The 23155-nt window shown below is 62.7% G+C and carries 24 protein-coding genes and 2 pseudogenes; 13 read left to right on the top strand and 13 right to left on the bottom strand.

Features of this window, described 5'->3' with window-relative positions:
* The first annotated feature begins 342 nt into the window (after positions 1-342).
* From ACWHYQ_RS00450 to ACWHYQ_RS00425, 6 genes are all read left to right on the top strand, one after another.
* Positions 343-1791 (top strand): BamA/TamA family outer membrane protein, encoded by a 1449-nt coding sequence (locus tag ACWHYQ_RS00450; RefSeq protein ID WP_447973835.1) that lies wholly within the window; start codon positions 343-345, stop codon positions 1789-1791.
* Between the two features lie 13 nt (positions 1792-1804).
* A complete protein-coding gene (locus tag ACWHYQ_RS00445) occupies positions 1805-3616 on the top strand; it encodes a hypothetical protein (RefSeq protein WP_447973834.1) in 1812 nt (603 codons plus the stop codon).
* Between the two features lie 99 nt (positions 3617-3715).
* The gene (locus ACWHYQ_RS00440; protein ID WP_447973833.1) at positions 3716-6460 is read left to right on the top strand and encodes an Npt1/Npt2 family nucleotide transporter; all 2745 of its coding nucleotides are present in this window, start codon (positions 3716-3718) and stop codon (positions 6458-6460) included.
* A gap of 31 nt (positions 6461-6491) precedes the next feature.
* Positions 6492-6908 (top strand): Crp/Fnr family transcriptional regulator, encoded by a 417-nt coding sequence (locus ACWHYQ_RS00435; protein WP_447973832.1) that lies wholly within the window; start codon positions 6492-6494, stop codon positions 6906-6908.
* A gap of 2 nt (positions 6909-6910) precedes the next feature.
* Positions 6911-7843 carry a hypothetical protein gene (locus ACWHYQ_RS00430; protein ID WP_447973831.1) on the top strand — a complete coding sequence of 311 codons (933 nt, stop codon included), beginning with the start codon at positions 6911-6913 and terminating at the stop codon, positions 7841-7843.
* Positions 7840-8412, top strand: a complete 573-nt coding sequence (locus tag ACWHYQ_RS00425; protein ID WP_447973830.1) for a carboxymuconolactone decarboxylase family protein — start codon at positions 7840-7842, stop codon at positions 8410-8412. Before ACWHYQ_RS00430 ends, ACWHYQ_RS00425 begins: the two co-directional genes overlap by 4 nt.
* A 97-nt stretch (positions 8413-8509) precedes the next feature.
* Here the strand turns inward: ACWHYQ_RS00425 and ACWHYQ_RS00420 are convergent, their stop codons facing one another.
* From ACWHYQ_RS00420 to ACWHYQ_RS00390, 7 genes are all read right to left on the bottom strand, one after another.
* On the bottom strand, positions 8510-9211 hold the full coding sequence (locus ACWHYQ_RS00420; protein WP_447973829.1) for a Crp/Fnr family transcriptional regulator: 702 nt from the start codon (positions 9209-9211) through the stop codon (positions 8510-8512).
* Positions 9212-9433: 222 nt separating this feature from the next.
* Positions 9434-10369, bottom strand: coding sequence for a glycosyltransferase (locus ACWHYQ_RS00415; protein WP_447973828.1), 936 nt, complete (start codon positions 10367-10369; stop codon positions 9434-9436).
* 109 nt (positions 10370-10478) lie between these two features.
* A complete protein-coding gene (locus tag ACWHYQ_RS00410) occupies positions 10479-11027 on the bottom strand; it encodes a DoxX family protein (RefSeq protein WP_447973827.1) in 549 nt (182 codons plus the stop codon).
* Positions 11024-11800: an HvfC/BufC family peptide modification chaperone gene (locus ACWHYQ_RS00405; RefSeq protein ID WP_447973826.1), complete on the bottom strand. Its 777-nt coding sequence runs from the start codon at positions 11798-11800 to the stop codon at positions 11024-11026. The genes ACWHYQ_RS00410 and ACWHYQ_RS00405 overlap by 4 nt, the downstream gene beginning before the upstream one ends.
* Entirely contained in the window at positions 11784-12629 is an 846-nt protein-coding gene (gene bufB, locus ACWHYQ_RS00400; protein ID WP_447973825.1) for an MNIO family bufferin maturase, read from the bottom strand. The genes ACWHYQ_RS00405 and bufB overlap by 17 nt, the downstream gene beginning before the upstream one ends.
* A gap of 9 nt (positions 12630-12638) precedes the next feature.
* The gene (locus ACWHYQ_RS00395; protein ID WP_447973824.1) at positions 12639-12974 is read right to left on the bottom strand and encodes a BufA1 family periplasmic bufferin-type metallophore; all 336 of its coding nucleotides are present in this window, start codon (positions 12972-12974) and stop codon (positions 12639-12641) included.
* Between the two features lie 252 nt (positions 12975-13226).
* A complete protein-coding gene (locus tag ACWHYQ_RS00390) occupies positions 13227-13706 on the bottom strand; it encodes a CBS domain-containing protein (RefSeq protein ID WP_447973823.1) in 480 nt (159 codons plus the stop codon).
* Between the two features lie 795 nt (positions 13707-14501).
* Here ACWHYQ_RS00390 and ACWHYQ_RS00385 point away from each other — a divergent pair.
* Positions 14502-14858 (top strand): DsrE family protein, encoded by a 357-nt coding sequence (locus ACWHYQ_RS00385; RefSeq protein WP_447973822.1) that lies wholly within the window; start codon positions 14502-14504, stop codon positions 14856-14858.
* An 8-nt stretch (positions 14859-14866) separates the two neighbouring features.
* Here ACWHYQ_RS00385 and ACWHYQ_RS00380 read toward each other — a convergent pair whose 3' ends face one another.
* The 3 genes and pseudogenes from ACWHYQ_RS00380 to ACWHYQ_RS00370 form a co-directional block, all read right to left on the bottom strand.
* Entirely contained in the window at positions 14867-15193 is a 327-nt protein-coding gene (locus ACWHYQ_RS00380) for a YnfA family protein (protein WP_447973821.1), read from the bottom strand.
* A 254-nt stretch (positions 15194-15447) separates the two neighbouring features.
* Positions 15448-16485, bottom strand: a complete 1038-nt coding sequence (locus ACWHYQ_RS00375) for an efflux RND transporter permease subunit (RefSeq protein ID WP_447973820.1) — start codon at positions 16483-16485, stop codon at positions 15448-15450.
* 17 nt (positions 16486-16502) lie between these two features.
* Positions 16503-17173 (bottom strand): annotated as a pseudogene (locus tag ACWHYQ_RS00370) (IS256 family transposase); the annotation flags it as partial.
* Positions 17174-17213: 40 nt separating this feature from the next.
* On the opposite strand from ACWHYQ_RS00370, the pseudogene ACWHYQ_RS00365 reads away from it, so the two are divergent.
* The 4 genes and pseudogenes from ACWHYQ_RS00365 to ACWHYQ_RS00350 form a co-directional block, all read left to right on the top strand.
* Positions 17214-17687 (top strand): annotated as a pseudogene (locus ACWHYQ_RS00365) (methyl-accepting chemotaxis protein); the annotation flags it as partial.
* 55 nt (positions 17688-17742) lie between these two features.
* On the top strand, positions 17743-18060 hold the full coding sequence (locus ACWHYQ_RS00360; protein ID WP_447973819.1) for a ComEA family DNA-binding protein: 318 nt from the start codon (positions 17743-17745) through the stop codon (positions 18058-18060).
* Between the two features lie 43 nt (positions 18061-18103).
* Positions 18104-18607 (top strand): thermonuclease family protein, encoded by a 504-nt coding sequence (locus tag ACWHYQ_RS00355; RefSeq protein ID WP_447973818.1) that lies wholly within the window; start codon positions 18104-18106, stop codon positions 18605-18607.
* Positions 18608-18801: 194 nt separating this feature from the next.
* Positions 18802-19146, top strand: coding sequence for a hypothetical protein (locus tag ACWHYQ_RS00350; RefSeq protein WP_447973817.1), 345 nt, complete (start codon positions 18802-18804; stop codon positions 19144-19146).
* Between the two features lie 1415 nt (positions 19147-20561).
* On the opposite strand, the gene ACWHYQ_RS00345 is transcribed toward ACWHYQ_RS00350, so the two are convergent.
* The 3 genes from ACWHYQ_RS00345 to ACWHYQ_RS00335 all read right to left on the bottom strand — a co-directional run bounded on the left by ACWHYQ_RS00345 (position 20562) and on the right by ACWHYQ_RS00335 (position 22081).
* On the bottom strand, positions 20562-20870 hold the full coding sequence (locus tag ACWHYQ_RS00345; RefSeq protein WP_447973816.1) for a hypothetical protein: 309 nt from the start codon (positions 20868-20870) through the stop codon (positions 20562-20564).
* 75 nt (positions 20871-20945) lie between these two features.
* Positions 20946-21467 (bottom strand): transposase, encoded by a 522-nt coding sequence (locus ACWHYQ_RS00340; protein ID WP_447975610.1) that lies wholly within the window; start codon positions 21465-21467, stop codon positions 20946-20948.
* The gene (locus tag ACWHYQ_RS00335) at positions 21443-22081 is read right to left on the bottom strand and encodes a transposase (RefSeq protein ID WP_447973815.1); all 639 of its coding nucleotides are present in this window, start codon (positions 22079-22081) and stop codon (positions 21443-21445) included. The genes ACWHYQ_RS00340 and ACWHYQ_RS00335 overlap by 25 nt, the downstream gene beginning before the upstream one ends.
* Before the next feature lie 171 nt (positions 22082-22252).
* Here ACWHYQ_RS00335 and ACWHYQ_RS00330 point away from each other — a divergent pair, with 171 nt between their 5' ends.
* Complete coding sequence (locus tag ACWHYQ_RS00330) at positions 22253-22576, top strand: hypothetical protein (RefSeq protein WP_447973814.1); 324 nt, start codon at positions 22253-22255, stop codon at positions 22574-22576.
* Between the two features lie 50 nt (positions 22577-22626).
* Entirely contained in the window at positions 22627-23154 is a 528-nt protein-coding gene (locus ACWHYQ_RS00325) for a winged helix-turn-helix domain-containing protein (RefSeq protein WP_447973813.1), read from the top strand.
* The last annotated feature ends 1 nt before the right edge of the window (position 23155 follow it).

The raw sequence follows: 23155 nt of genomic DNA, 5'->3' as shown, positions 1-23155 counted from the left end.
CTTCGACTCTCGGTCTGATCGGCCCGACTCTCTCGGCCGGGCGGCGCTCCCAGGTTGCTTCGTTGGCCCTGTGGACATTCCGCTCCCCATACGCCGGAGGATTCGCCCCCGCCGCTCCAGCCTCCCAGCGGGGATTGTTGCCTTCGCCGATGTGTACGCGGCTCGGCCTCCTCGTGCGCCTTTCGGCGGTCTACTCACGACGCGGCAGGATTCCCGTCATGGTACGGACTGCCCACTCGTCCCCTCGCTCGTCACGAGGGTTGAGACCCCGCTCAGCCGCCTGCCTGGCAGCGAACGGCCGGGGCTGACTACATGGCCCGCTGGCGGTTACCACGGCCGGACTTGCACCGGCTGGTCAACGAACCCTTCGCCTGGCGCGCTACAGGAAGTATAGAGCATCACCCAGGCGCGGTTCTGACGATGCATTCAAAGGCCCGCTCCCTTAGACACCTGCTCTCCTGGAACCTGTTGGTGATCAGTCTGCTCCTGATGGCCTGTGCATCCAGGCCACATCCGGTCGAGCCGTCGCACAAGGCTCCACGACAGGAGGAATCCGCTCACGAGCAGCGGGAAGAGAGTCAGCCAGAGACTGAGGGTAAGCCGAAGGCGCGAAAGCCGGAAGACGAAGAAAACACGTGGGTCAACCGACTTCTTGCGGTGCCGGAATATGCCTGGAGGGGATTCACCTATCCATTCAAGAAATTCGCGATCGCCTACGAACGATACGATCTGCTCAATCGGGCGTTGGATCTGTTCCTGAACAAAGAACGAACCGCGGGTGTCTATCCCAAGTTCGCGATCGGCGGGACCTTAAGCAGCGGCATCGGATTCACCGCGTTCGACAACAATCTGTTTCGCCAGGGGAAAGAGGCGAGGCTGTCCTACATTGTGGCCACGCGGGACAATCAAGTCGCCGAAGCGTCTTACCGGGACCCCGCCCTCTTTGGATGGCCGTGGTTCCTTGATTCCAATGTCTTCTTCTTGAACTTCGACGAGAGCCATTTTTTCCCCGGCGGCAACCGGGCGCGAAAGCAGGATGAGACGAATTTTGAGCTCAAGCAGCTCGCCTGGGATCTGAAGCTGGGCCGCAAGTTGGCCGGCGATGTCAGCGTGGCGCTCACCGGCCGATTGTTGATCGCCGACGCCAAGCCATCGAGCCGGCTACCGGCCACGCCGGCGTCCATCACAGGCAACAACAGCTCCATGACGGCGCTGGCTGTCGAACCCAGCCTCAGTTATGACTCACGGGACAATCCCTTTCGTCCGACCAGAGGGTGGTTCGCCGAAGGCGCCTTCACCTACACGGACCAAGTGGACCGCAATCAGTTCCGCTACCTCAGCTATCGGATGGAGGTCCAGCGGTACATTCCCGTCTTCCACGAGGACCGCGTGCTCCTGCTGCGCGGGTATCTGGCAAAGCAGGACAGCCTGGGCGGAGGCTCCATTCCGTTTTACGAATTGAATCTCCTGGACCTGAACAACGGCCTGCGAGGATTCGACCGTGGACGGTGGCAAGACGAAGGCGCGTTGCTGTTCAACGCTGAATGGCGCTTTCCCGTCTGGCAGGACGTCCAAGGCGATATCTTTCTCGACGAGGGGCAGGTGTTCAACAACTACAAGGATATCGGGATCAAACAATTTCGCTATTCCGCCGGCGCCGGTCTCCGATTCGTGACCAACCGGAAGTTCGGCTTTCGAATTCAGGTCGCCGCGAGCGAAGACGGCGTCTTGACGCTGATCCGCGGCGATCTGGAGTTCGTCCGGCGGCGCGCGGCGATGCTCGGGTTCTGACAGGGAAGACGCGATGAATCTCATGATCATCACGGTGGCACATCCGCAACAGCGGAATCGGCTTGGATGCCTCCTCGCTCGCTTCATGCTGTGGAGCACGACTTGTGTCTTGGCCGCAATGCCAGGTTGCTCCAGCGCTCCGGCCATAGATCGGCCCATCGTGTGGGAGGCCGACGACCGACGTCCCATCCCGGAACCGCAAGAAGAAACCGAAGGGCAATGGGCGCTCTGGGACGGCATGGACAAGATGATTTTCCATCGGGTCGGGCAGCTCTTCAACCTGGGCCGCTCGGTCAGGACGATCGGGACCTGGCTCGGTCTCGCCGATCCGGTGGAAGCCCAAAACGTCAACGCCTTCGACGAGGTCCCGGATTCGACCTGGTTCACCAACCGGCATGCGGTGACTCGCCTCTCGGCGGACGCACTCGCGCGCGGGCCGACGACCGAACACGGTGCCCCTGATAGGACCGGTCTCTGGACGGCGATCAGCGGGAAAGAAAGCCTGGCCTCCACACCGGGCTTCGTGATCCGTGATGCAAAAGGCGACGTCTATCTTTTGAAATTCGACCCGCCGTTGCATCCGGAGATGACAACCGCTGCGGAAGTGATTTCCTCGCGGTTCCTGTATGCCGCGGGATACCACGTTCCCGAGCATTATCTCGTCGACGTCGATCCCGCACGCATCCGGGTCGGCCCCAAAGCAAAGTTTCGCGGACGCTATCATGTCCCGCGGCCGATGACCGAAGACGATATCAAGGCCATCCTGGAGCGTGTTCCCCATCGGCCCGACGGTACAATTCGCGCCATGGCCAGCAAGTTCCTGCCAGGCATTCCCAAGGGGCCGTTTCTCTATGTCGGGCAGCGGCCGGACGATCCCAACGACCGCATCCGCCACGAAAACCGCCGCGAGCTACGGGGCCTTCGGGTCATTGCGGCCTTCTTGAATCACACGGACACGAAGGCCGCGAACGCGCTGGACATGTACGATCCCGAGGCGAAGTATCTGACGCATTACTTGATCGACTTCTCCTCGACGTTGGGTGCCGACAATGCCGACCCGCAACTGCCGCGTTTCGGCAACGAATACTTTCTCGACTTCGGCGCTTTCGGACGGTCCATGATCGAAGCGGGCTTCTATGTGAAGCCGTGGGAAATCCCGGTCAAGATGGACTATCCGGCCGTGGGGTACTTCGAATCGGTCTATTTCGATCCCGAGCGGTGGCGGCCGACTTATCCGAATCCTGCCTTCTTGCGCGCGACCCTGAGAGACGCGTACTGGGGAGCGAAGATCGTCACGTCCTTTACCGACGAGGATATCGATACGATCGTTCACGCCGGCGGCTTTTCCGACCCGCGAGCCGAACGGTATGTGGCTGGCGTGTTGAAAGCCCGCCGCGATAAGATCGGCCGCCATTATTTCAACCTCGTCAACCCGCTCGATCGATTCTCATTGGTGGATTCTGCGTTGGGAGAACAAGTGTTGACGTTTGACAACCTCGCGCTCTCGCGAGGCTATGCTCCAGCCAAAACCGCGGCCTACCGGTACGCCGTCCGACGAGTCGTCGCCAATGGGTTCGATCCGGAAGTGGCTCCGGCACAAATCATCGACGCGCCACGGATCCCGTTGAGCCGCCCGCTTATTCAGGCGTTGCGGTCCCAGGTAGAGCGGTCGGGAGAGCCGACGAAGGATCGGTCGGTGGCCTCGATCCAGATCCAGACAAGCTACGACGGAGGGGGCCATTGGAGCAAACGAGTGACGGCCTATCTCCGATTCGACCCCGAGACAGGACGATTCCATCTGATCGGTCTCGATCGGGAAACCTGATGGGACAACGGCCGTGAAAGAAGGATGATGACCATCTTCAGAAGAGCGATCGACATTCGGAGCGGTGAGTACGCGCGCACAGGCCTGATGTTTGCCTGCATGTTTCTACTGATCGCCGCCTACGTCGTGATGAAATCGGTGCGCGATTCCTTGTTCCTGTACAAATTGGGCGTCGCCCAGCTCCCGCTCGTCTACATCCTCGTCGCGGTCTTTAGCGGTCTGGTGGCCTGGCTGTACGCTCGGGGCTTTCGCCGCCTGCCGATCAGCGCCCAGCTCCACACGACGTTCTTCGCCGGCGCAGCCGTCCTGCTCATGTTCCGGCTGGCTCTCTCGGGCGGAGCACCCTGGCTGTATTACGCGCTCTATCTCTGGGTCAGCGGCTATGGCCTGCTGACGGTGGCTCAGTCATGGTTGTTCGCCAATCAGGTCTTCACGACGCGCGAAGCCAAACGGCTGTTCGGCGTGATCGGGGCCGGCGCGATCCTCGGCGGGACGCTGGGCGGACTCCTGACCACATCGTTGGCCGCTCTCGTCGGCACGGAAGGACTCCTGCTGGTGGCGGCAGGCGGCTACGCCGCTTGCAGCGGCATCGTGGCTGTGTTGGATCGCATGACCCGTGCCTCCGTCCCCGCGCCCACGGAGGTCGCGGAACCGCAAGCCGGCGAGCCCTTTCTCGGCAGCTTCGCGGGTTATGGGAGGCACCTCGCGATGATCGCCGGGTTGATCGCCCTCGGCGAAGTGGTCGCGATACTCGTCGATTACCAGTTCAAAGCGATCATCCGAGAAGCCTATCCTTCCAAGGATGCCCTCACGGCATTTCTCGGCGCCTTCTACGCGGGCCTAGGCGTGGTTTCGTTTCTAGTGCAGTTGCTCACGACCGGATTCGTGGTCCAAACGCTGGGGCTCAGCGCCGTGCTACTCTCTCTACCCGTCACGCTGTTGGCCGGATCGCTCGCTGTTGCCGTTTCGCCGGGGTTCACCCCTGTGGCATTCCTGAAATTGAGCGAAGGCAGCTTCCGCTATTCCATCAACAAGGCCGGCCTCGAGCTGTTGTACGTCCCCCTTCCATGGATGATCAAAACCAAGGCTAAGGCTTTCATCGATAGTGTGACGGAACGCACGGCCGGTGGAATAGGGGGGCTCATTCTGCTTGTCGCCACCGGGGTGTTTTCGTTCACGGTCTTCCAACTCAGCGTGGTAGTGATCGGGCTGCTGGCTATCTGGATTCCCTTGGCGGCTCTGAGCCAGCAGCGGTATCTGCGGGCCCTCCGCGCGGGCCTCCAGGCGAAGTACCTGGACTCGTGGCAGGCTCCCGTGAATCTCTCCGAGGCTCGGACCGTGTCCCTCCTGACCCGCCGATTGCTCGAGGCCGACGAGGTTGGCACGCTCGCTGTCCTGAGACTCTTGGAGCGGGCGGATGTGACGCCGTACGTCCCCGCGCTCATGGAACTGGCGCGGCGTCCTGGATCGTTAACTAGAGCCGCAGCGATTCATCTCCTCACTGAAAGCCGTGACGTGCGCGCGCTTCCCTTGATGGAAAACGCGATCCGCGACCCCGATCTCACGATCCGGGTGAACGCGATGCGCTTCGTCTGCGCGGTCAAGGGCTGCCCGGACACATTGATCGAAGGGTGGCTCGCAAGTCAGGACCCGCGGGTCCTCGGCGGCGCGGTGGTCTGCGCACTGGGCCGTGCGGGGGATCCTCTGCACAGACAAGGCGAACAGGTGTTGGCGGCTATGGCTTCTGCCGGCGGACCGGACGGGAAGGAGCTACGCCTGGAAGCAGCCCGGGCCTTGGGCTGGATCGGCTTTCCATCATACGTTCACAGCAACCTTCTGATATCCCTGTTGCGCGACCCCGACCTGACGATCGTGAAAGCCGCCTTGCGCAGCGCGGCCCAGGTGAAACCGCCGGAGGCGGCGCCCACGATCATCGCGACCCTCCTGCGCAACGCGGTCGCCGGCGAGGCCGGCGACACCCTAGCACGCTACGGCCCGCCCGTGCTTCCCCTGCTTGATCGCGCGTACGCCGACCCCAGACAGCCGATCGAATTGCGCCGGAGGCTGCCCAGAGTGGTCGCGACGATCGGCGGGCCGGAGGCTGTCGTCTGGCTGATAAGACGGCTCGACGAGCCTGATCGCGTGGCACGCTACCACGTTGTCAAAGCGCTGAACAAGCTTCGGGCCGGTGACACGTCGCTCGTTTTCGACCCGCCCCCAATCGAGCAGCGGCTCCTGATTGAGATCCGTGAGTACGAACATCTCCTGGCCATGCGTCAGCGCCCCGTGCCTGACGAAACCACCCCCGGCAGCCGGCTGTTTAGGCAGGCGTTGGCGGAACGGGCGGAAGACCATCTCAAATTGATCTTCCGCTTGCTGGGGCTCCTATTTCCGATCAAGGACATCCACGACGCCTACTATGGCCTGAGAGCCAGCGACGCGCGGGTGCGGGACTACGCCGTCGAATTCCTCGACTCCATGCTTCCCCCGCCGTTGAAGCAGGCGCTGATTCCCCTGATCGATCGGCGGGTCTCGACGGCCCTGCGGGATCCGGAAAGCCTCGCGTTTGACTCGGACCCGGTCACATTCCGCGCAGGACTCGCGGCAGTCGCGCGCGGTCGGGATCCATGGCTCGCTTCCTGCGCGCTCTATATCATCGGTGAACAGCAAATGGAGGCACTGCAAGAGGTCGTGCACGAATCATTGGGGAGTCCCGACAGCCTTGTTCGAGAAACTGCCGGCTTGGCATGGCGGCATCTGACCCGTCGGTTGGAGATTGCGAATGGAAAAGGGGTCGGTCCTGGCCATATCGCTCGAGGCCATGACCCTACAGGTACCCCATGAACAAGACGCCCATGAACCAGGAGTGACACCCGTGTTGACGACGATCGAAAAAGTGCTGCTGCTACAGGGCGTGGACATCTTCCTCGACACGGAGACCGAGCACCTTGCCAAGGTGGCGGCGATTGCGCAGGAAGTCCGCTTTACGCCCGGGACGATTATTTTCAGGGAAGGCGAACCCTCGGATGCCCTCTACGTGGTGTTGGAGGGCACGGTGTCTCTGCGCAAAGACGGGCTGGAAAAGACGGTGGTACGGGAGAACGAGACGTTCGGCCTGTGGGCCTTGTTGGACGAAAGTCCCAGGCTGGTCACCGCCGTGGCGGTGGACAACACCAGGGCCCTCAAGATCGAACGAGAGTACCTGTACGACGTGCTGTCGAGCCATTTCGATATCGTGCGCGGGATTCTGAAATGTTTGGTTCGCATGATTCGCCGATCGTTGGAGAAGTGAGGATGCGCGACCCCGTCAAAGCCGGGCGCAGCCTGTGCACGCTTGCCGCCGGCATCGCGGCGGCCGGCCTTCTGTTCGCAGGGTGCGAAATCCGCCCCAAGCCGTTCGTGCATCTGGCGGAATATCGATCGAGCACCGTCTGCGCAGCGGGATCCGCCGATTGCCCTTGGGAGAAGTTGCAACGAGAAGCCGAATTCACCGCACTGGTCAACTGCCTGCTGGCTGGGGCCAATGTGCTCGAAATCGTCGAAGAAGGCGGCAAGCCGGCCGGCAATATGGCGCCTCGTGTCGTCGCGCCGCTCCCCCCTCGGTACGGGTACGAGCGGATCGCAGCGGCTAGTCGTGGGGCCTCGTGTCCTGCCGGACAGACTTCTTGCTCAATCACCAGCCGGTACGAGCGCGAGTTTACCTGGGCGACCTGTGGAACCCGACCGCTGACGGATGAACAGTTCCGCGGCGGGGAAGACCTCGCTCATGCGGACCGGATCACGAAGAGTGCCGTGCTCACCGGCATGCTAGCGCAAGCGAACGACGACTACCGGCCTCCCGATGGATTGGACGGACCCGATCACGTCTATCAATTCACCCTGACCGAACGGACAAGGATCGAAGCCGCCGTCGCGGCGAACCGCGCCACCTGGTCCGGCGTCGTGGGGTTGGTCCAATCGGCCTGGCAGCCGGCGTTGTCGCTCCTGTCTTCCGATGGCACCCGCTTACAGCAGGGCTATGTGCTCCGCGCTGGGGTCACCGCGCTGTTTCCCTCCGAACTCGAGCCCGGGACCTACTACCTCATCGTGGACAGTTCGATGCGGGAATGGAAGCGGGGGGACGGGCTCTATCGATTGTATGTGGGATTCAATCAGACTCTGATGGGCCCAATGGTCCCCCAAGAAGTCAATCCGGCCATTCCAAGCCACAAAGGAGCTGCGCCATGAGTTTTCTTCGTTCGATGCCCGACGCTTCGTTGATCGACGTGTTCCGCGCCTATCCAGAATTCGCGAGGCCGCTGCACGAGTTCGCCCAGCGGCTGATGCGAGGTCCCTCGCCCTTCAGCGAAGGGGAACGTGAACTTCTCGCCGCCTATGTGTCGAGGCTGAATCACTGCGCCTTCTGCGAAGCCTCGCACGCGGCGGTCGCCACGCGGTACGGGTATGACGGCGCGTTGATCGAGCAGTTGGCCGAGGATCCGGAACGGGCCGCCGTGCCGGAACGGTTCAAGCCGGTTCTTCGCTACGTCCGCAAACTGACACTCGCGCCGGCTCAAGTGGACCGGGCGGAGGCCGAGGCGGTGTACCAGGCGGGCTGGGACGAGACGGCGCTGACCCACGCGGCGCTGGTCTGCGCCTACTTCAACTTCATGAACCGCTGGGTGGACGGCTTGGGGATCGAGGCCAGCCCGACGATGGTGAAGACCGCAGCGGAGATGCTACACAAAAAGGGCTATGGCGCGGTGATCGAGCTTCTCGATCTGGCTCGCGCGCGAACCCGGCCTGCAGAGCCATGAGGGAAGGCATGCCCAGCGCTGCATAGAGCGCATCGCCCCCTGGTATGGACTGCCGGATGCGGTTCAGTGCCGGTCAGGCCGCCTGCGCAAAGCCGAATCAGCCGAGCAATCGCGAAAGACTGTTTGCGTCGACGATGGTGATCGAGCGGCCTTCAATCCGAATCAAGCCCTGCTCGCGAAACTGCCCCACCGTGGTGCTGACCGTTTCGCGGCTGCAACCGATCAAATTGGCCATTTCCTGATGGGTGAGTTTCACACGGAGGCGAATGCTGGCTCCTTCCGGTACGCCGTCGGTCTTGCCGAGTTCGAGCAGGAGGTGGGCCAGGCGGGCCGGGACATCGCGGAACACGAGGTCCTCCACCCGGCTTTGAATTTTCCGCAGTCGAAGCCCGATGAGCTTGGTGAGCTTGACGGACAGATCGGGATGGGTCCGAAGGTAGCGGTCGAAGTCTTCGCGTCGGATGACGCAAATGAGCGTGTCGTCGAGCGCCTCCGCCACAGTTTCTCGAGGCGTCTCTTCCAGGACTTCCAGCTCTCCGAAGATCTCTCCAGGCTCGATGATCTCGAACGTGACTTCCTTTCCACTGGGCGCGGTGCTCGCGATCTTGACCCGCCCCTGCTTGAGGAGATACACGTTGCTGCTGGGCTCACCCGGTAGGTAGAGGGGTTGTCGCTTCTTCACCGCCTGCATCCTGGTGATGCGCTCCATCTCCTGCATCTCCGTTTGACTGAGCCCGTCGAACAAGCGGATGTGTTTGAGATACCAGAGCTTGTTCTGCGAGGGAGATTCCTGAGACATCGGCCCCTCTCGTCAGCAGCGGCTCTACTGTACTGGTTCGGGCGGTCTCAGAGCAAGCGGATGATTCTCTCGGCGGGTGAGGCAGGCGAAACACAGTCATCGCCATTCGACATGCCGTAAATGGCCATGACACGTCATGCGGTCGTCGCGCCAGGCTGCATGAGCCCGATCAGAAGCGCATGTCCGAGTCCCGTGCGCATGAAATGACTCCCGACCCCTTTTTTATGTACCGGGAATGCTTCCCACGCACGTGGCCACCACGGCCCGCTGCATCGCCATGGCCTGTGTCAGGGCCTGCGGAAGCCCTTCCCCATCAAGAGAGGAGAGGACGAACACATCCAATTCCGCCAAGAGGTCCGGGACGTCACGCCGAAACCCCGTCAGCATTACGGTCGACGACAGCCTCAACCGGTGAATCTGAGCCATGAGCCGCGCTTGCTCCGGCCCCTCCCCCACGATGAGGAATTTCGCCTCCGGATGCCTGCATCGGACGAGCGCAGCAGCGTCAATCAGATGGGTCAGCCCCTTGTAGGAGCGCAGAAAGGCCACGGTCCCGATCAAGGGATCGCCGGCAGCCGCGCCCACTTCCGTTCGCAGGGTGCTCGTTCTTGCCGCGGGCCGGAAGACCGACGTATCCACGCCGGTTGGGATCGAGACGACGTCAGAGGGACATAGACCCAATTGACCGATCAACGACTCCCTCACTCTGGCGCCTGTGGTGACGATCACATCAGGCAACACCTTGTAGAGCAGACGATGCCGGACCGTATTGGTCACAGGCGTGGATTTATGGCGCGTCCGGATCACGACAGGACGGGCCGGTGACAGACGCGCGGCAACGGAGGCCGTCCAACTATCGAGCGATCCGTGAGTATTCACGATTCGAATCTCATATTTGCTGATCGCACGGAGAACGTCGACAACCAAGCCCGCGAATCGAGCCTTATGAAACCTGATCGGGACAACAGGAACGTTCGCTTGTTCGGCCTCGTGTCGCAATCGGCTGTCCGGAGAGACCGCCAGGAAGACCGGGTAGCCTCGTTTGGTCATCCCTTCGGCCTCGCGTAACACGCGGAGTTCTTGACCGCCGAGGTCGAGCGACGATTCGGTGTGAAGGATGCGCATCTTGCGTTCGCCGAACTCGTTCCCACTCTCCATCAGTCACCTCACGGCCGTGCTTCTTCTATCGCCTAAAGGCGGCGGACTGTGCAACAGGTCACCAACGCAATACGTTTGAGGGGGCAGTTTTGCCGGGGAAGCGGTCGCTTTAGCCTCTCGACTTCGACTCGCTGTGAATGGGCGTCACAAGGGACATGGTGTGATCGGCCAGGCGTGACGCTCTCCGTCGTCGAATCAGGTGTTGCAAGAGGGCGTCGACCGAGAGCAGTCCGGGCCCGTGCAGGACGAAGTACAGGAAGAGAATCCCCCAATAGAACGCCTCCTGCAGAGCGGCTTCGGACAATTGTCCGTACGAGATCGAGGCGACGAGATTGAGCCCGAAGAGCGAGAGGGCGGCCCATCGACCCGCCAGCCCGATCGCGAGCAGGAACGAGCCGCCCAATTCGATCGCCGTCGCCAGATAGGCGGCGACTTCGGGCGGCAGGAGCGGCACATCGTAGACGAGGGTGAAGAGCATGACCGTCGACATCCAACTGGATAGCTTGACCATGCCGCCTTTCCAGAAAATATGGGCGAGATACAGGCGGACGCCGAGGTCGAACACGGGCAAAAGGGAGTCCAGCGCCCAGACCAGGCGGCGATAGCCGGACAGGGCGAGCGCCGCCGCGCGCGTCAGCCGGTCCATCAGCGAGCTCATGACGCATCCTCCACGGAACAGCCGGTCAACACGCGACACCGGAGAAGGGTCGCCGCAAACCGCGACCAGTCAAACTCCGGGTCGGCCTCCACCACCATCCGTTCGACTTCCGCCACATTCTGTCCATCCGCCATGGCCTCGAGCAACCGGTATTCCAGCCGGGACAGCGGCGTGACCTCGACCTTCCCGCCGCCGCGCGCGACGACGACGCCGGTTTCTTCTTCGGGAAGCAGCAGGTCGTCCACCTCGCCAACCGGCGCCTCCGACTGCAGAGCCAGCCAGACGCGATGCACCGGCTGTGACAATCGCAACAGTCGAACAGCCGGGCTGAGGACGAGTCTGACTCGCGACGGATCGGCTGATGCGATGGCGTCGAATGGACTCTGGGACAGCGGCGGAGCCTCGGCGGCTCGATGCACCTCATGACAGGCCCACTCGAGTGTCGCCAACTCCACGAGCCGCCGAGGCGCCTCTAGCGCCTGGAGACACTCCGGGAGATGGCGCCCGTACCCGAAGAGATCGCCGCTGGTCGACGGGTAGCGCTTCAGATACCCGCGCGCGAGGAGGCCAAAATATCGAAGGCCAACGAGGCGGCGCAGAACCGGATAGGTGACCGCGAGCACCTGCGTGTAGTTGATTCGGATCAGGCGCCGATAGAGCGCCAGGCTCCGCAGGGCACTCCCTTCCGGCACAATCGCGCCTGCGACAGCAGAGGGTGTCCCGGCAACGAGGCTCTCGACAAGCCCGAGCTGGAGTTCACGAAGCCGCGACATGGCCGTCCCTCAGGATCGCATCCGCCTGCCGGGCTTGGGCGACCAGCACCTCCAGCGTCGGCAGATTGGTGTCCCATTCGATCAGCGTCGGTCGAGGGCCGATGCAGCCGATCGTCCACTCGTACAGGTCCCAGACCTTCGGATGCACCACTCGGCCATGGGTATCGACCAGCCATCGCCCGAAGCGGTCGAAGCCTGCCAGGTGAATCTCCTCGACCGCCTGGGCCGGAATCGCTCTCAAGAGAGCCAACGGATCCTCGCCGAAGTTGACGGCGTTGACATACACGTTGTTGAGGTCGAGCAGAATCCGGCAGCCGGTTCTCCGGACCACCTCGGCCATGAACTCTCCCTCCGGGATAATGGAATCCTGCCAGGCGAGGTAGCGGGTGATGTTCTCGATGAGCAGCGGCCGCCGCAAGACTTCCTGCACGGCCTCGATTCGTGCACAGACATGCTCCAGACTTTCCGTGGTGTAAGGAAGAGGCAGCAACTCGTTCACGAACCGACCGGCGACGGAACTCCAGGAGAGATGCTCCGAGACGAATGCGGGCTCGAAGCGATCAATCAACGCGTTGAGTTGCCGGAGATGATCGCGGTCAAGCGGATCGGTGGAGCCGAGCGAGAGCCCGACCCCGTGAAAGCTCAGCGGGTACCGGGTCCTGATCCGCTCGAGCATGCGGAGAGCCATTCCGCCCTCTCCGAAATAATTCTCCGGATGGGTTTCCATCCAGGCGACCGGCGGAGGCTCTTGGAGGATCGCGCGAATATGCTGCGCCCGCAGTCCGATCCCGGCGCTGGCCGGGATCGGAGCGGAATGGTGAACAGCCATGACGAGGTCCTACATCTTCTTCATCTTCGCTTTCATCTCTTCAACATCCTGTTTGGTGATCGGCAGCACCTTGCCCTTTGCCAACTTGGCGCAGAGCCCTTTGGGCAAGAACACGTAAGAATCGGGCTCATTGTCGGTCTTCGCCATGCCCACGCAGGAATGCAGGCTGGTTTTGATCGCGCAGTCGTTCATGCCGGCCCTGGCCACGCCGCCGCAGGCCTCCCAGCCGTTCGGCAATTCCGGCATCTTGGGCGGTTCGGCGAACGCCTGGGTGCCCACCAGACTCAGTGCGGCCAACAATGCGGAATGGACCATGGCGTGCTTCTTATTCGTCTTGGCATTCATAGGAACCTCCTTCCAAAGTGTCTTGTTGTACCGGACGACATGATCGCCGGCCGGGTGGCGCCTCAACGCATTCACGGCTCCGCCATCCGAGCACCTCCTTTCTCGTTCAGGGTGATGTGTCGTCCCATGTGCAGGAACGTCTAACTCCAGCCGGCTTGTGCCGTTGCACTCTACTGCGCGCAGGACGCAGCCGTTGTGAGCCAGCTTACAGTTCCCGGTCGGTTGCGGCCGTGCTCGCGGCGGATCGAGGCCTCAGGATCCGCAGTCTGGGACCGCTTCCGTCTCGCATCCTCCGCGCGAAAAGAAGAGTGCTCGGTGGATATCACCGATGCTGACCATGCCGACCAATTTGCCGTGATCCACGACCGGGATGCGACGAAGGTTCTTGAGTCCCATATAGGAAGCGGCCTCCAAGATCGGTGTCGTCGGAGCGACGGTGAACGGATTGCGCGTCATGATGTCTTCGGCTTTCTTTGCCAAGACCTCGGGGTAGCCTTTCTCCATTTCAAGAAAGTCCCGGCTGTGCACCGCATCGTGAATGTAGTCGCCGTAGTTGGGATACATCGGCATCATGACGTCGCGCAACGTGACAATCCCGACCAGGCGATCCCCATCCTCCACGATCGGGATCGCGCCGCAGCGCCGCGTGAGCATCTTGACCACGATCGATCGCACCGCGTCCGTCCTCCCCGCCGTGACCACCCCTGTCGACATGACATCCTGCACTCGCATAGGGACCTCCGTGGCTCGCTCCAGCACCCAGAGACGGGTGCGCCCGTTCATTCAGCCGAAGACACCCGGGACCGCACATCGAAGTGATACCGCGCGCTGCACGACCGGCAGCGGGCCAGCCAGAGACAGCCGTCCGGATAGTCGTCGCACTGCAGCAGAGGGGCGAGCTCGTGGCTCCCGCATGCAGGACAAGGAACCTCGTCAAGTTGCGGCTGACCGGCATGGGCCGGATCGCATGAGCTGGTCATCGCGCGCCTCCTTTCGACGCAGACCGTGATGTCCAGTTCCCGGCGGCAACTGCTCACCGTTCTCCCCCAGAGAGAGGGACGTTCTGTGAGCCTCCACCTTTGACCATTCCGTTCCCGTGGACTGGTCAGCCGCGGCTCTGACCTGGCGTGGAAGGCGGGGCTTCGTTCGCCACGTCTCACCGACCGGAACGGCGCTTCGCCGGCGATGATCGAGAATCACCGGGTCTAGGATTTCTCCGCACTGCAGGCAGCGATAGCCGTCGAAGCAGAGGGCATCGCCGGTTTCGCGAAGATCGCAGATCTCTTCCAGCACCATAAGTCCGTGACATCGATGGCAGGTCATGACGAGCCTCCTTCCGCATGGGGCGGGCGTTCTCTGCTGGTGGGCGTGATCATCCCCGCTGACAGGAAGAGCTTCTGTAAGGCTCCCCACAATCCGTGGTGAACAAGGCCCTCAGCTTTGTAAGCCAGATCACAGAGCAGCGGAACTCCTCTTTGCTAGAAAGGCCTGCTACTTCAACCTCTCAACCGAGAAGGAGGCAGAGATATGGCCAAGGTCGCCATCATCGTATTCGCGGATACGGAGACGCACGAGGGACTGGGACGGGTCGTCAACGCCTTGGAGGCGGTGAAGGAATTCAAGGAGGCCCAAGAGGACGTCCAGCTTATCTTCGACGGCGCCGGACCCAAGTGGATTCCGGAGCTGTCGAAGCCGGACCACCAGATTCACGGCCTCTATGAAGCCGTAAAGGATCGGATCGCCGGCGCGTGCGAATTCTGCGCGGGCGCGTTCGGCGTCAAAGACAAAGTCGTGGCGTGCGGTGTCAGGCTGGCCGGAGAGTTTGACGGCCACCCGAGCTTCAAGACTCTCGTGTCGCAGGGCTATCAGATCATCACGTTTTAGCGAGCGATTCACCGAGGCCAGTACATGATGAGGGCGACACCCGCTAAGCAGAAGCCTGCCCCTGGCAGGTCATTGCGATCTGGCTCTAGATGATCGATCGCCCAGCCCCAGATCAGCGAGAGCACGATGAACCAGCCTCCATAGGCGGCGTACACTCGTCCAAAGTGGGCAGACTGGTATGTTGGAACCACTCCAAACACAAACAGCACAATTCCGCCAAGGACTTCCAAGATCCAACTGACCCCGTTACGCCACCACTGCCAGACCAAAGAGCCGCCGCCGATTTCGCACAGACCGGCGAGCACAAAAAGTCCGATCGATCCCAGCATGGTCATCACACGCCTCCATACCGGACAGCGTCAACCAATGGCTTCAGGAATCCTCCCTGCCATCGTTCAGCGCATCGAGACCTCCTCGAAGGTGCCGGCGACAGTCCTCTATGCTGGGACGATGAGAAAGTCATCCACCTGCCCGACAAGCGGGATGAAGTAGGGATGGTGATCACCTCCTCATCTTCCTGGAGACCGCGACAACACGGAGGACGGCGATGCTCCGTTCTTCATCGAGACACCGATATCGAGGTCGCTTCCTACACCAAGTCGGGATGAGTCGGCAGAGGGCGATCCGCTGAGAGAACAGATCGTCCGCGCCACGAGGCATACAGTGCGGGGATCACCAGCAGCGTCAGGACGGTTGAGGTGACCATGCCCCCGATCATCGGCGCCGCGATCCGCTTCATGACATCGGCGCCGACGCCGTGGCTCCACATGATCGGCAAGAGGCCGAGCAGGATGGCCGAGGCGGTCATCATCTTCGGCCTCACCCGCCGGACCGCTCCTTCAATGATGGCGTCATGCAACTCGGCGATCGACCGGAGACGGCCTTCTCGTTGCCGCCGTTCGTAAGCTTCGTCCAGAAAGATGATCATGATGATGCCCGTCTCGGCCGCGACACCCGCCAGGGCGATGAGGCCCACCCAGACCGCGACGCTCAGATGGTACTGGAGGAGGGACAGGAGCACAATGGAGCCCACGACCCCGAACGGCACGGACAGCAGGACGATCAAGCTCTTCATCACCGATTTGAAGTTCAGGTACAGCAGGACGACAATCAGAAACACCGTGACGGGCACCACGGCCTTGAGCCGCGCCTTGGCCCGTTCGAGATACTGGAATTGCCCGCCCCAGGCGAGCGAGTATCCCGCGGGCAGTGCGATCCGTTCCCGGACGAGTGTTTGAACCTCTTCCACATACCCTCCTAAATCCCGTCCCGCCACATCCACGAACACAAGACCGGCGAGTGAACCGTTTTCATCGCGAATGGCGGGGGGACCGCTGGTCACGGTCACCCGCGCCAGTTGGCCCAGGGGAATCTGAACGCCATTGTGGGCGTCCACCAGCACCCGCCGCAGCGACTCCGGGTCGTCCCGTAGCTCCCGCAGATAGCGCACGTTGACAGGATACCGCTCACGCCCTTCGACCGTCTGGGTGATGTTCTTGCCCCCGATGGCTGTCTCGATGATCTCTTCCACATCCTCGACCGTGAGCCCATACCGAGCGGCGGCTTCTCGATCAACGTGAACGTCGAGGTAGTACGCGCTGGTGACCCGCTCCGGAGGTCTTGTCAATAGGTGTGTAAATGGAATCAGGCGGCGACCTCCTGTTGGGTCACGCTGGTTGATGCCTTCACGCCATCGACAAACTGGACGCCGGCGTAGACCAGGGGCAGCAGCTCCGGCGCATTCAGGCGCCGGAAGTGACCCTCGGCCACTTGGAGCAGTTTCCAGATCAACGCCGTGGCGGACTCGACCCGCTTGTAGCGCTTGCCGGCTGTCGTCCGCAGCCGCACGGCGGCGAACGGGGACTCGACCACGTTCGTAGTCCGCAAGTGGCGCCAGTGTTCCCGAGGGAACTGAGAGCACGTGACGAGCCGTGCCCAGTCCGCCGGTCACCGCTCGACGGCCTTCGGGGCCAGCCCCCGGTACCGGCGGCTGAACTGGTCCCGGAGGCGCTCGCACTCGGCCTGCGTCTCGGCGTACGGCATCGCCGTCAGCAAGGCCTTCGCCTCTGCCTGGTGTTTCTTCGGGATGGCGTCCAGCACGTTGAGGATCCGATGGTTCCAGCAGCGCTGCTCGGCCGCCGTCGGTGCTGCTCGGCCAAGGCGGCCCAGATCCCGAGATGCCCATCGGCCACCGTGCAGCGCCAGGGCGTCAGCCCCCGTGCCCGCAGATCCCGCAGCACCGCGCCCCACGACTCCTTGGATTCTTGCTGCCCGCTCTCCACCGCCAGGACGACCTTGCGGCCATCAGTCAGCGCGCTCGGCCAGGCGGCGGAAGCCATCGGCCAGATCATCCAGGTGATCGACGAGATCTCGGACCAGACCAATCTCCTGGCCCTCAATGCCGCGATCGAAGCCGCGCGGGCGGGGGAGCAGGGGCGGGGCTTCGCGGTCGTGGCCGACGAGGTGCGGAAGCTGGCGGAACGGACGAGCAAAGCCACGAAAGAGATCTCCGCGACAATCGTGAGCCATCAGGCCCAGACCGCTCAGGTGATGCGCGCCATTCGGCAAGTCTCGGAGGAGATGGCCAAAGGCCTCGAGCAGCACCGGCGCTTAAACGAGGCGTTCCAGAGCATGACGGCCTCTGCCCAACAGGTGCAAGAGAGTGCGCAACAGATTGCGACCGCGACGGACCAACAAAAGGCGGCGGTGGAGGCTGTGACGCAGAGCCTCGATCGTATTCGTCAGAGCGGAGGGGCTAACGAGCCGACGGCCACGAGCCGCCGGTTCCAGGCGGGCCACCGCGCTCGACGCGTCTACTCCACCGCATAGCGAGTGTCAGTCAAGGGTACAGGCTGAAGGCAACAGAACACCAAGGAGGGGGAAGATGCGAACGGACAGCAGTCGTGTGTTGTTGGGGTTCCTCTGCGCAAGTCTGGTGGCCATCGCCATGGTGGCGACGCTACAAGCTGGCGGCTGGACGACGGCGATCGTGGCGGCGGCGGAGAAGAAAGCCGAACCGCTGGATCTCAATACAGCAACGGTCGAGCAGCTCAAGACCCTGCCGGGCATCGGGGACGCCTACGCCAAGAAGATCCTCGACAACCGGCCGTACAAGCGGAAAGACGAGTTGCTCCAGAAGAAGATTCTCCCACAGGCGACGTACGACAAGATCAAGGATCAGATTGTCGCCAAGCAGAAGTAAGCGGCACGATCCACCGAACGGAATCGCCCTGCGCACAGACGGTGTGCTGTTGGCGAGCCTGCTGGGCCTCTGGATGCTGGCCGCGGCGAGCGGCGCATGGGCGGACTTCACCGGCCGTGTCATGAGCGTCACGGACGGCGACACCATCACGGTGCGTGAGGGGAGTCGCCAAGTCCGTGTGCGCTTGAACGGCGTCGATGCGCCGGAGAAGCGACAAGCCTTCGGCCGGCGCGCGAAGCAATTGACCGCCGAGCTCGTCTTCGGCCAAACTGTCACGGTCCGCGAGCATGGGCAGGATCCGTACGGGCGGGTGATCGGCGACGTAGGACTACCGGACGGCCGAATCCTCAACGAGGAGCTGGTGCGGGCGGGACTTGCCTGGTGGTCCTGCCGGTATTCGCGCGACACGCATCTGGCGGAACTGGAGCGCGAGGCGCGGGCGGCGCGGCGCGGCTTGTGGGCGGATTCGTCGCCGATCCCGCCATGGGACTTCCGCCGTCCTGGCCGCCCCCCGTCGCCGCCCTGTTCTTCAATGAGTGTGCCGTAGCGCGGGCGGGCGGCGATCCGCCACGGGATCACGGTGGAGGACCACGAGCGCTACGTCCACTCGAGCCTGGGGGACCAGAGCCCGCTCGAGTTCGAAGCGGCGCTCAGCGAGCACGGAGCGGCACAAGCGGCGGCGTCGGATGACGCACGCGCAGCACCAGAACAAGTGTCTTGACAAACGGGGGCATTACATACATGAAGATCAACACCGTTGTCGGGACCAGCGCCAACGCCGTCAAGATCCAGGTCTGGACGGCGCTGATTGCCCTGTTGATCCTGCGGTATCTGCAACTGAAGGCCCGCTTCGCCTTGTCGCTCTCGAATCTGGTGGCCTTGTTGCGGATGAACCTGTTTACGCATCGGGACCTGTGGACGTGGCTCCATCAGCCGTTTGAGACCCCACCGGTGGGGGAACGGCCCCGACAGGAGGTGCTGGCCTTTTCATTCGGACAGCAGAACAGGGGGCCTCATTTCCCGATGGTGCTCAACCCGTCCAAATCTCCAAGAAACACGAGGGTCCCAGTGCTCAACCCGGGCTAATTTGGACAGCAGTGAGTGTAGAATTGTGTTTTAGCGTTCTGGGTAGACCGCCGCGCCTTGCGGTCAGTGACGCGGGTGAACGCGGCTGATGCAGGCCGTTAGACGGACGGAGCTGAAGCATCAATGAACTTATTCCTGTTTGGTGCCGGGGCAAGCTATGGGTCCGAACCAGCCGGCGGACCACCGACAGGAGCGAGGCTCTTCGAGGCTCTCCGACAGTTCAACCCTAATGGGTGGGGCCAATTGCCGGCTGAGATGGCTGACCTCTTCCGGGATGACTTCGAGCGGGGCATGGCTCGGCTCGCGGAGACCAACTCCCACGCGATGCCCATTCTTCAACGGGCGATGGCGCATTTTTTCTTCAACTTCATCCCCAAGACGTCTAACCTATACGTTCAACTGGCTCGACGCATTCGCCAAAACCATTGGGAGGGTGCTATCGCCACCCTGAATTACGAAAGGCTGTTAGAACTCTCTCTCTTGCACGTTGGAATCCAACCTGTAGTTGGCCAAGTAGCCGCGACAGGGCAGATCGAATTGTGCTTACCGCATGGTTGTTGTCACCTCTTCTGCGAGGGCGTACGGGCTTCTTCTGTAGGTGTTTCGTTTTCGGGCGTCGGAGTCACCTTTGACGGCTCCGTTGTTGTCATATCAGACGCGGGGCAATTCCAACGCCGCATCAATGGTGATGCCGTTCCGCCGGTCATGAGCTACTTCGAGCCGCAGAAGACAACAAGTGCTGGGGTGTCATTCATCCGGAATCAACGGCATAGGTGGGCAGAGCTCGCATCTAGGGCGGACACGATTGCGATTGTCGGTGTGAAGGTTCGGCCTCGCGACAGCCATATCTGGTTGCCAATCGCGAATTCGGGTGCGAGAGTCGTGTATTGCGCAGGTCCCTCAGCTGGAGAGGAGTTTCGTACTTGGGCAGCAACTGCTCGACCGGGCAAGGCAGATCGGGTACTCGACGGCTACTTCGCAGAGGAGTTCGATTCGGTGTGCTACGAGATGGGTTTGCCGTAAGTAGTCACTGTCTAACAAGCGCTTGCAGCCGACCGCTGCTCCGCAGCGGCGGCTGAAGCGCGAGCCGTTAGGCCGCAGGGGCATTGCGACAGCAGGCACACACTCCTATGCGAACGACGCGTGACACAAAATGCCTCAACGTCGTTCTCGTGGCGCCGGGCTTTCCGCCCGATCCGGTAGGGGGAGGCTCCACGCACGCGTTCTATCTCGCCCACGCCCTTGGAGGAGTACCAGGCGTCAGAGTGCACGTCATCGCACAACAGCCATCACTCGACACGCATCCATTCAACCGTCGCGTTGTTGTTCACAGGGTCAGGCGCGGGCAGGATCTCGGAAAGCCACCATTTGGCCAGTTCCTCGAAAAGGCTCTGAGGGTAGTAGCCTAGATCATGTCACGAGACGGCTTCCACGAGAACGAAGCACTCGTGGTTCACGGACAGCATTGGGGTGGCATCTTCGTTGCGGTTCATCTGAAGCACAGGTTCGGGATCCCAGTTGTCGCAACGATCCACAAGACGCCGATAGGAGGTTCCCTTGGTGAGATTGTAAGAGACACGGATGCCAGCTACTGTCATTTCGAGTGGCTCGCCACTTGGCCAATCCATGTTTTCATCGCTGGCAGCGAATTCTTTCTGGCTGAACTTCGCCGGCAGATTCCCGGTCGTGTCCCGATTTCCGTGGAAATTGGCTTCTCCCGGCATCTGGCTTGAGCAATGACCGCCGCATTTGCCCCAGGATCAACGATCTTCTCTCGGTCCATACCCTGGCCTCGGCGCTCAGGCGGCCTGCGGGGCCTCCTCCACCGCTGCCAGGTCGCGCCACCCATCGATCCGGCGCATCCGAATCTGCCCGCTCAGGATCAACCCAAACAGCAGCAGCTCCGCCGCCTGCGCGGTGGGCCACGCCCCTTGCGGCTTCACCCGCCGGCGGACCTCCCCATGGAACCGCTCCATGGCGTGGGTGGTCCGCCGCGACGTCCCCTGACTCCTCGGGAAGCGGGAACAGGTCAGCAGGTCCTCGCCGGCTTCCTCGAGGCTTGCGGCCACCTTGGGCGCTCGCGCGCGCCATTGGCTGAGACACGCCCGGGACGCGTGCCGGGCGGCGTGGAGGGTCTCGGCGGAGACGATCGCGTGAGAGTCCGTGCGGATCTCCTCGACGGCCTGCGTCGGGGCATGCCGTTCCAGATTGCGCAGCTTGTGAACCGGACTGCGCGGCCCGGCCACGCCGGGCCAGGTCGCCTCCACCGCCGCGCGCAAGCCGGGGTGCCCGTCGATCACACACCGCCGCGGCCGGCGCAGCCCCCGGGCAGCGAGCCCTTCCAGGAGGCCTTGCCAGGCGGGGGTCGCGTCGCTCGTGAGCCGCTCCAGGTCGAGGCCCCCTGCTGCCCATCGGCCCGGACGCCCAGCGCGACCCACACCGAAGCGGTCACGCCCTGCTGCGCCAGGCGCACGCGCCGCGCCACGGCGTCCAGATCCAGAGCGACGCCCTGCGCTGCCGTCAGCGGTCGCTGGCGCCATGGCTCAACCAGGCTCTTCATCCGACCCACCAGCCGGGAGCTGGCGCGCTTCGACAGCGGTGCCCCGCGCAGCAACGGGGCCAGCGCGCCTGTGATCCGTCGCTGGGTCGCGCCCGTCCGAGAGGCCCCCAGCCCCGCCTCGTCCACGGCCCGCGCCCGGCGCTCATCCCGCGGCAGCCGGGGACGCTGCCCTTCGCCCCACCGGCCGTCTTGCCGCCGACGCCCCCGTGGCAGCCCGACCGGGGCCGCACCCACCCCCGTCGTGATGGTCCGCGGCTCGCTCCCGTGCCGATCCCCGCGCCGCCCCTCCGTGCGTGGAGACGGCAGGGCCGCCAGGGTCTCTGTCAGCTCGCCCTCCACCAGCGTGACGATCACCTCCCGGATCCGTGCTCGCAACGCCTCCGTCAACCGGTCCGGTCCAAAACGGGCTTCCCTTGTGCTCCGAACTGGAGGAGCCTGCGTGTTCAGAGGCGTCTTCCTCCTGTGGTTTCGGCCCTCCCCAGGGCCGGTTGTGGTAGTGCCGGGAGGATACGCCTTTTAAATTTCCACGGAAAAATGGACATCACCATGAAGAGCATCGTTTTTCATCCCTCGAAGTTTCGATCCACTGGTGCTTGGCTATTCCTGCTCCTGTTAGGTGTCCTGTTCGCCAGTTTGCCTTCGGCCTCACCGGTGCTTGCAGCTTCCGCCAGTCGTCCGTTCTGGACTGAGAAATCATCCTTTATCGAGGGTGATGACCTGTTCGTCGTCGGTGTTGCGTCGCACGTCCGCACAATGGAAGAAGGGCGGCAAAAGGCCTTTGAACATGGGAAACTCGAACTTATGAATTTCGCCCAGGTGACAGACCTCGAAGCCCGGGGCCTCACCATTGAAACCCAGATGACTTATTAATCGGAGCATGAAATACTTGACATTTGACGGGCGATGGTTATCACGTGGCCATGCGTGCTCGAACCCGGGATGCGCGGCACCTGTCGCCCGAAGCTCAAGAAGTCTTGCGCGAGAAGGCCGTGGCCGCTGTCAAGCAGCAGGGGCGCTCCAAGGCCGAAGTCTGTCGGCTCTTGGGCATCAGTCGGCAAGCCCTGTACACCTGGTTGAAGCGCCATGCGCGGGGGGGCCGGCACCCGCTGAAAGCGCGACCCCGGGGCCGACCGCGCGGCGGCCAGCTCAAGGGCTGGCAAGCGGCCCAGGTCGTCCGCACCTTGACCCACTGCTGTCCGGAGCAGATGCACTTGCCGTTCTACTTGTGGACCCGCGAAGCGGTCGGCGAGCTGATCGCGCGCCGGTACGGGCTTCGGCTGTCGGTCTGGACCGTCGGTCGCTACCTGCGGGCCTGGGGCTTCACCCCGCAGAAGCCGCTGCGACGGGCCTACGAGCGGGACCCGAAGGCGGTGCGACGCTGGCTGGAGGTCGAGTACCCCGAATTCGGGCAGCGGCCAAGCGCGCGGGGCCCAGATCTACTGGGGTGAT

The sequence above is a fragment of the Nitrospira sp. Kam-Ns4a genome, assembly GCF_965152595.1.
This window is presented reverse-complemented; position numbering and strand designations above follow the sequence as displayed.

Coding starts and splice junctions, on each gene's coding strand:
- ACWHYQ_RS00415 (WP_447973828.1), bottom strand. CDS start 10,369: ATGGAGAGTGGGAACGAGTTCGGCGAACGCAAGATGCGCATCCTTCAC.
- bufB (WP_447973825.1), bottom strand. CDS start 12,629: ATGGCTGTTCACCATTCCGCTCCGATCCCGGCCAGCGCCGGGATCGGA.
- ACWHYQ_RS00440 (WP_447973833.1), top strand. CDS start 3,716: ATGTTTCTACTGATCGCCGCCTACGTCGTGATGAAATCGGTGCGCGAT.
- ACWHYQ_RS00345 (WP_447973816.1), bottom strand. CDS start 20,870: ATGCCGGGAGAAGCCAATTTCCACGGAAATCGGGACACGACCGGGAAT.
- ACWHYQ_RS00445 (WP_447973834.1), top strand. CDS start 1,805: ATGAATCTCATGATCATCACGGTGGCACATCCGCAACAGCGGAATCGG.
- ACWHYQ_RS00430 (WP_447973831.1), top strand. CDS start 6,911: ATGCGCGACCCCGTCAAAGCCGGGCGCAGCCTGTGCACGCTTGCCGCC.
- ACWHYQ_RS00330 (WP_447973814.1), top strand. CDS start 22,253: ATGAAGAGCATCGTTTTTCATCCCTCGAAGTTTCGATCCACTGGTGCT.
- ACWHYQ_RS00425 (WP_447973830.1), top strand. CDS start 7,840: ATGAGTTTTCTTCGTTCGATGCCCGACGCTTCGTTGATCGACGTGTTC.
- ACWHYQ_RS00325 (WP_447973813.1), top strand. CDS start 22,627: ATGCGTGCTCGAACCCGGGATGCGCGGCACCTGTCGCCCGAAGCTCAA.
- ACWHYQ_RS00410 (WP_447973827.1), bottom strand. CDS start 11,027: ATGAGCTCGCTGATGGACCGGCTGACGCGCGCGGCGGCGCTCGCCCTG.
- ACWHYQ_RS00395 (WP_447973824.1), bottom strand. CDS start 12,974: ATGAATGCCAAGACGAATAAGAAGCACGCCATGGTCCATTCCGCATTG.
- ACWHYQ_RS00380 (WP_447973821.1), bottom strand. CDS start 15,193: ATGACCATGCTGGGATCGATCGGACTTTTTGTGCTCGCCGGTCTGTGC.
- ACWHYQ_RS00385 (WP_447973822.1), top strand. CDS start 14,502: ATGGCCAAGGTCGCCATCATCGTATTCGCGGATACGGAGACGCACGAG.
- ACWHYQ_RS00405 (WP_447973826.1), bottom strand. CDS start 11,800: ATGTCGCGGCTTCGTGAACTCCAGCTCGGGCTTGTCGAGAGCCTCGTT.
- ACWHYQ_RS00420 (WP_447973829.1), bottom strand. CDS start 9,211: ATGTCTCAGGAATCTCCCTCGCAGAACAAGCTCTGGTATCTCAAACAC.
- ACWHYQ_RS00390 (WP_447973823.1), bottom strand. CDS start 13,706: ATGCGAGTGCAGGATGTCATGTCGACAGGGGTGGTCACGGCGGGGAGG.
- ACWHYQ_RS00350 (WP_447973817.1), top strand. CDS start 18,802: ATGAAGATCAACACCGTTGTCGGGACCAGCGCCAACGCCGTCAAGATC.
- ACWHYQ_RS00360 (WP_447973819.1), top strand. CDS start 17,743: ATGCGAACGGACAGCAGTCGTGTGTTGTTGGGGTTCCTCTGCGCAAGT.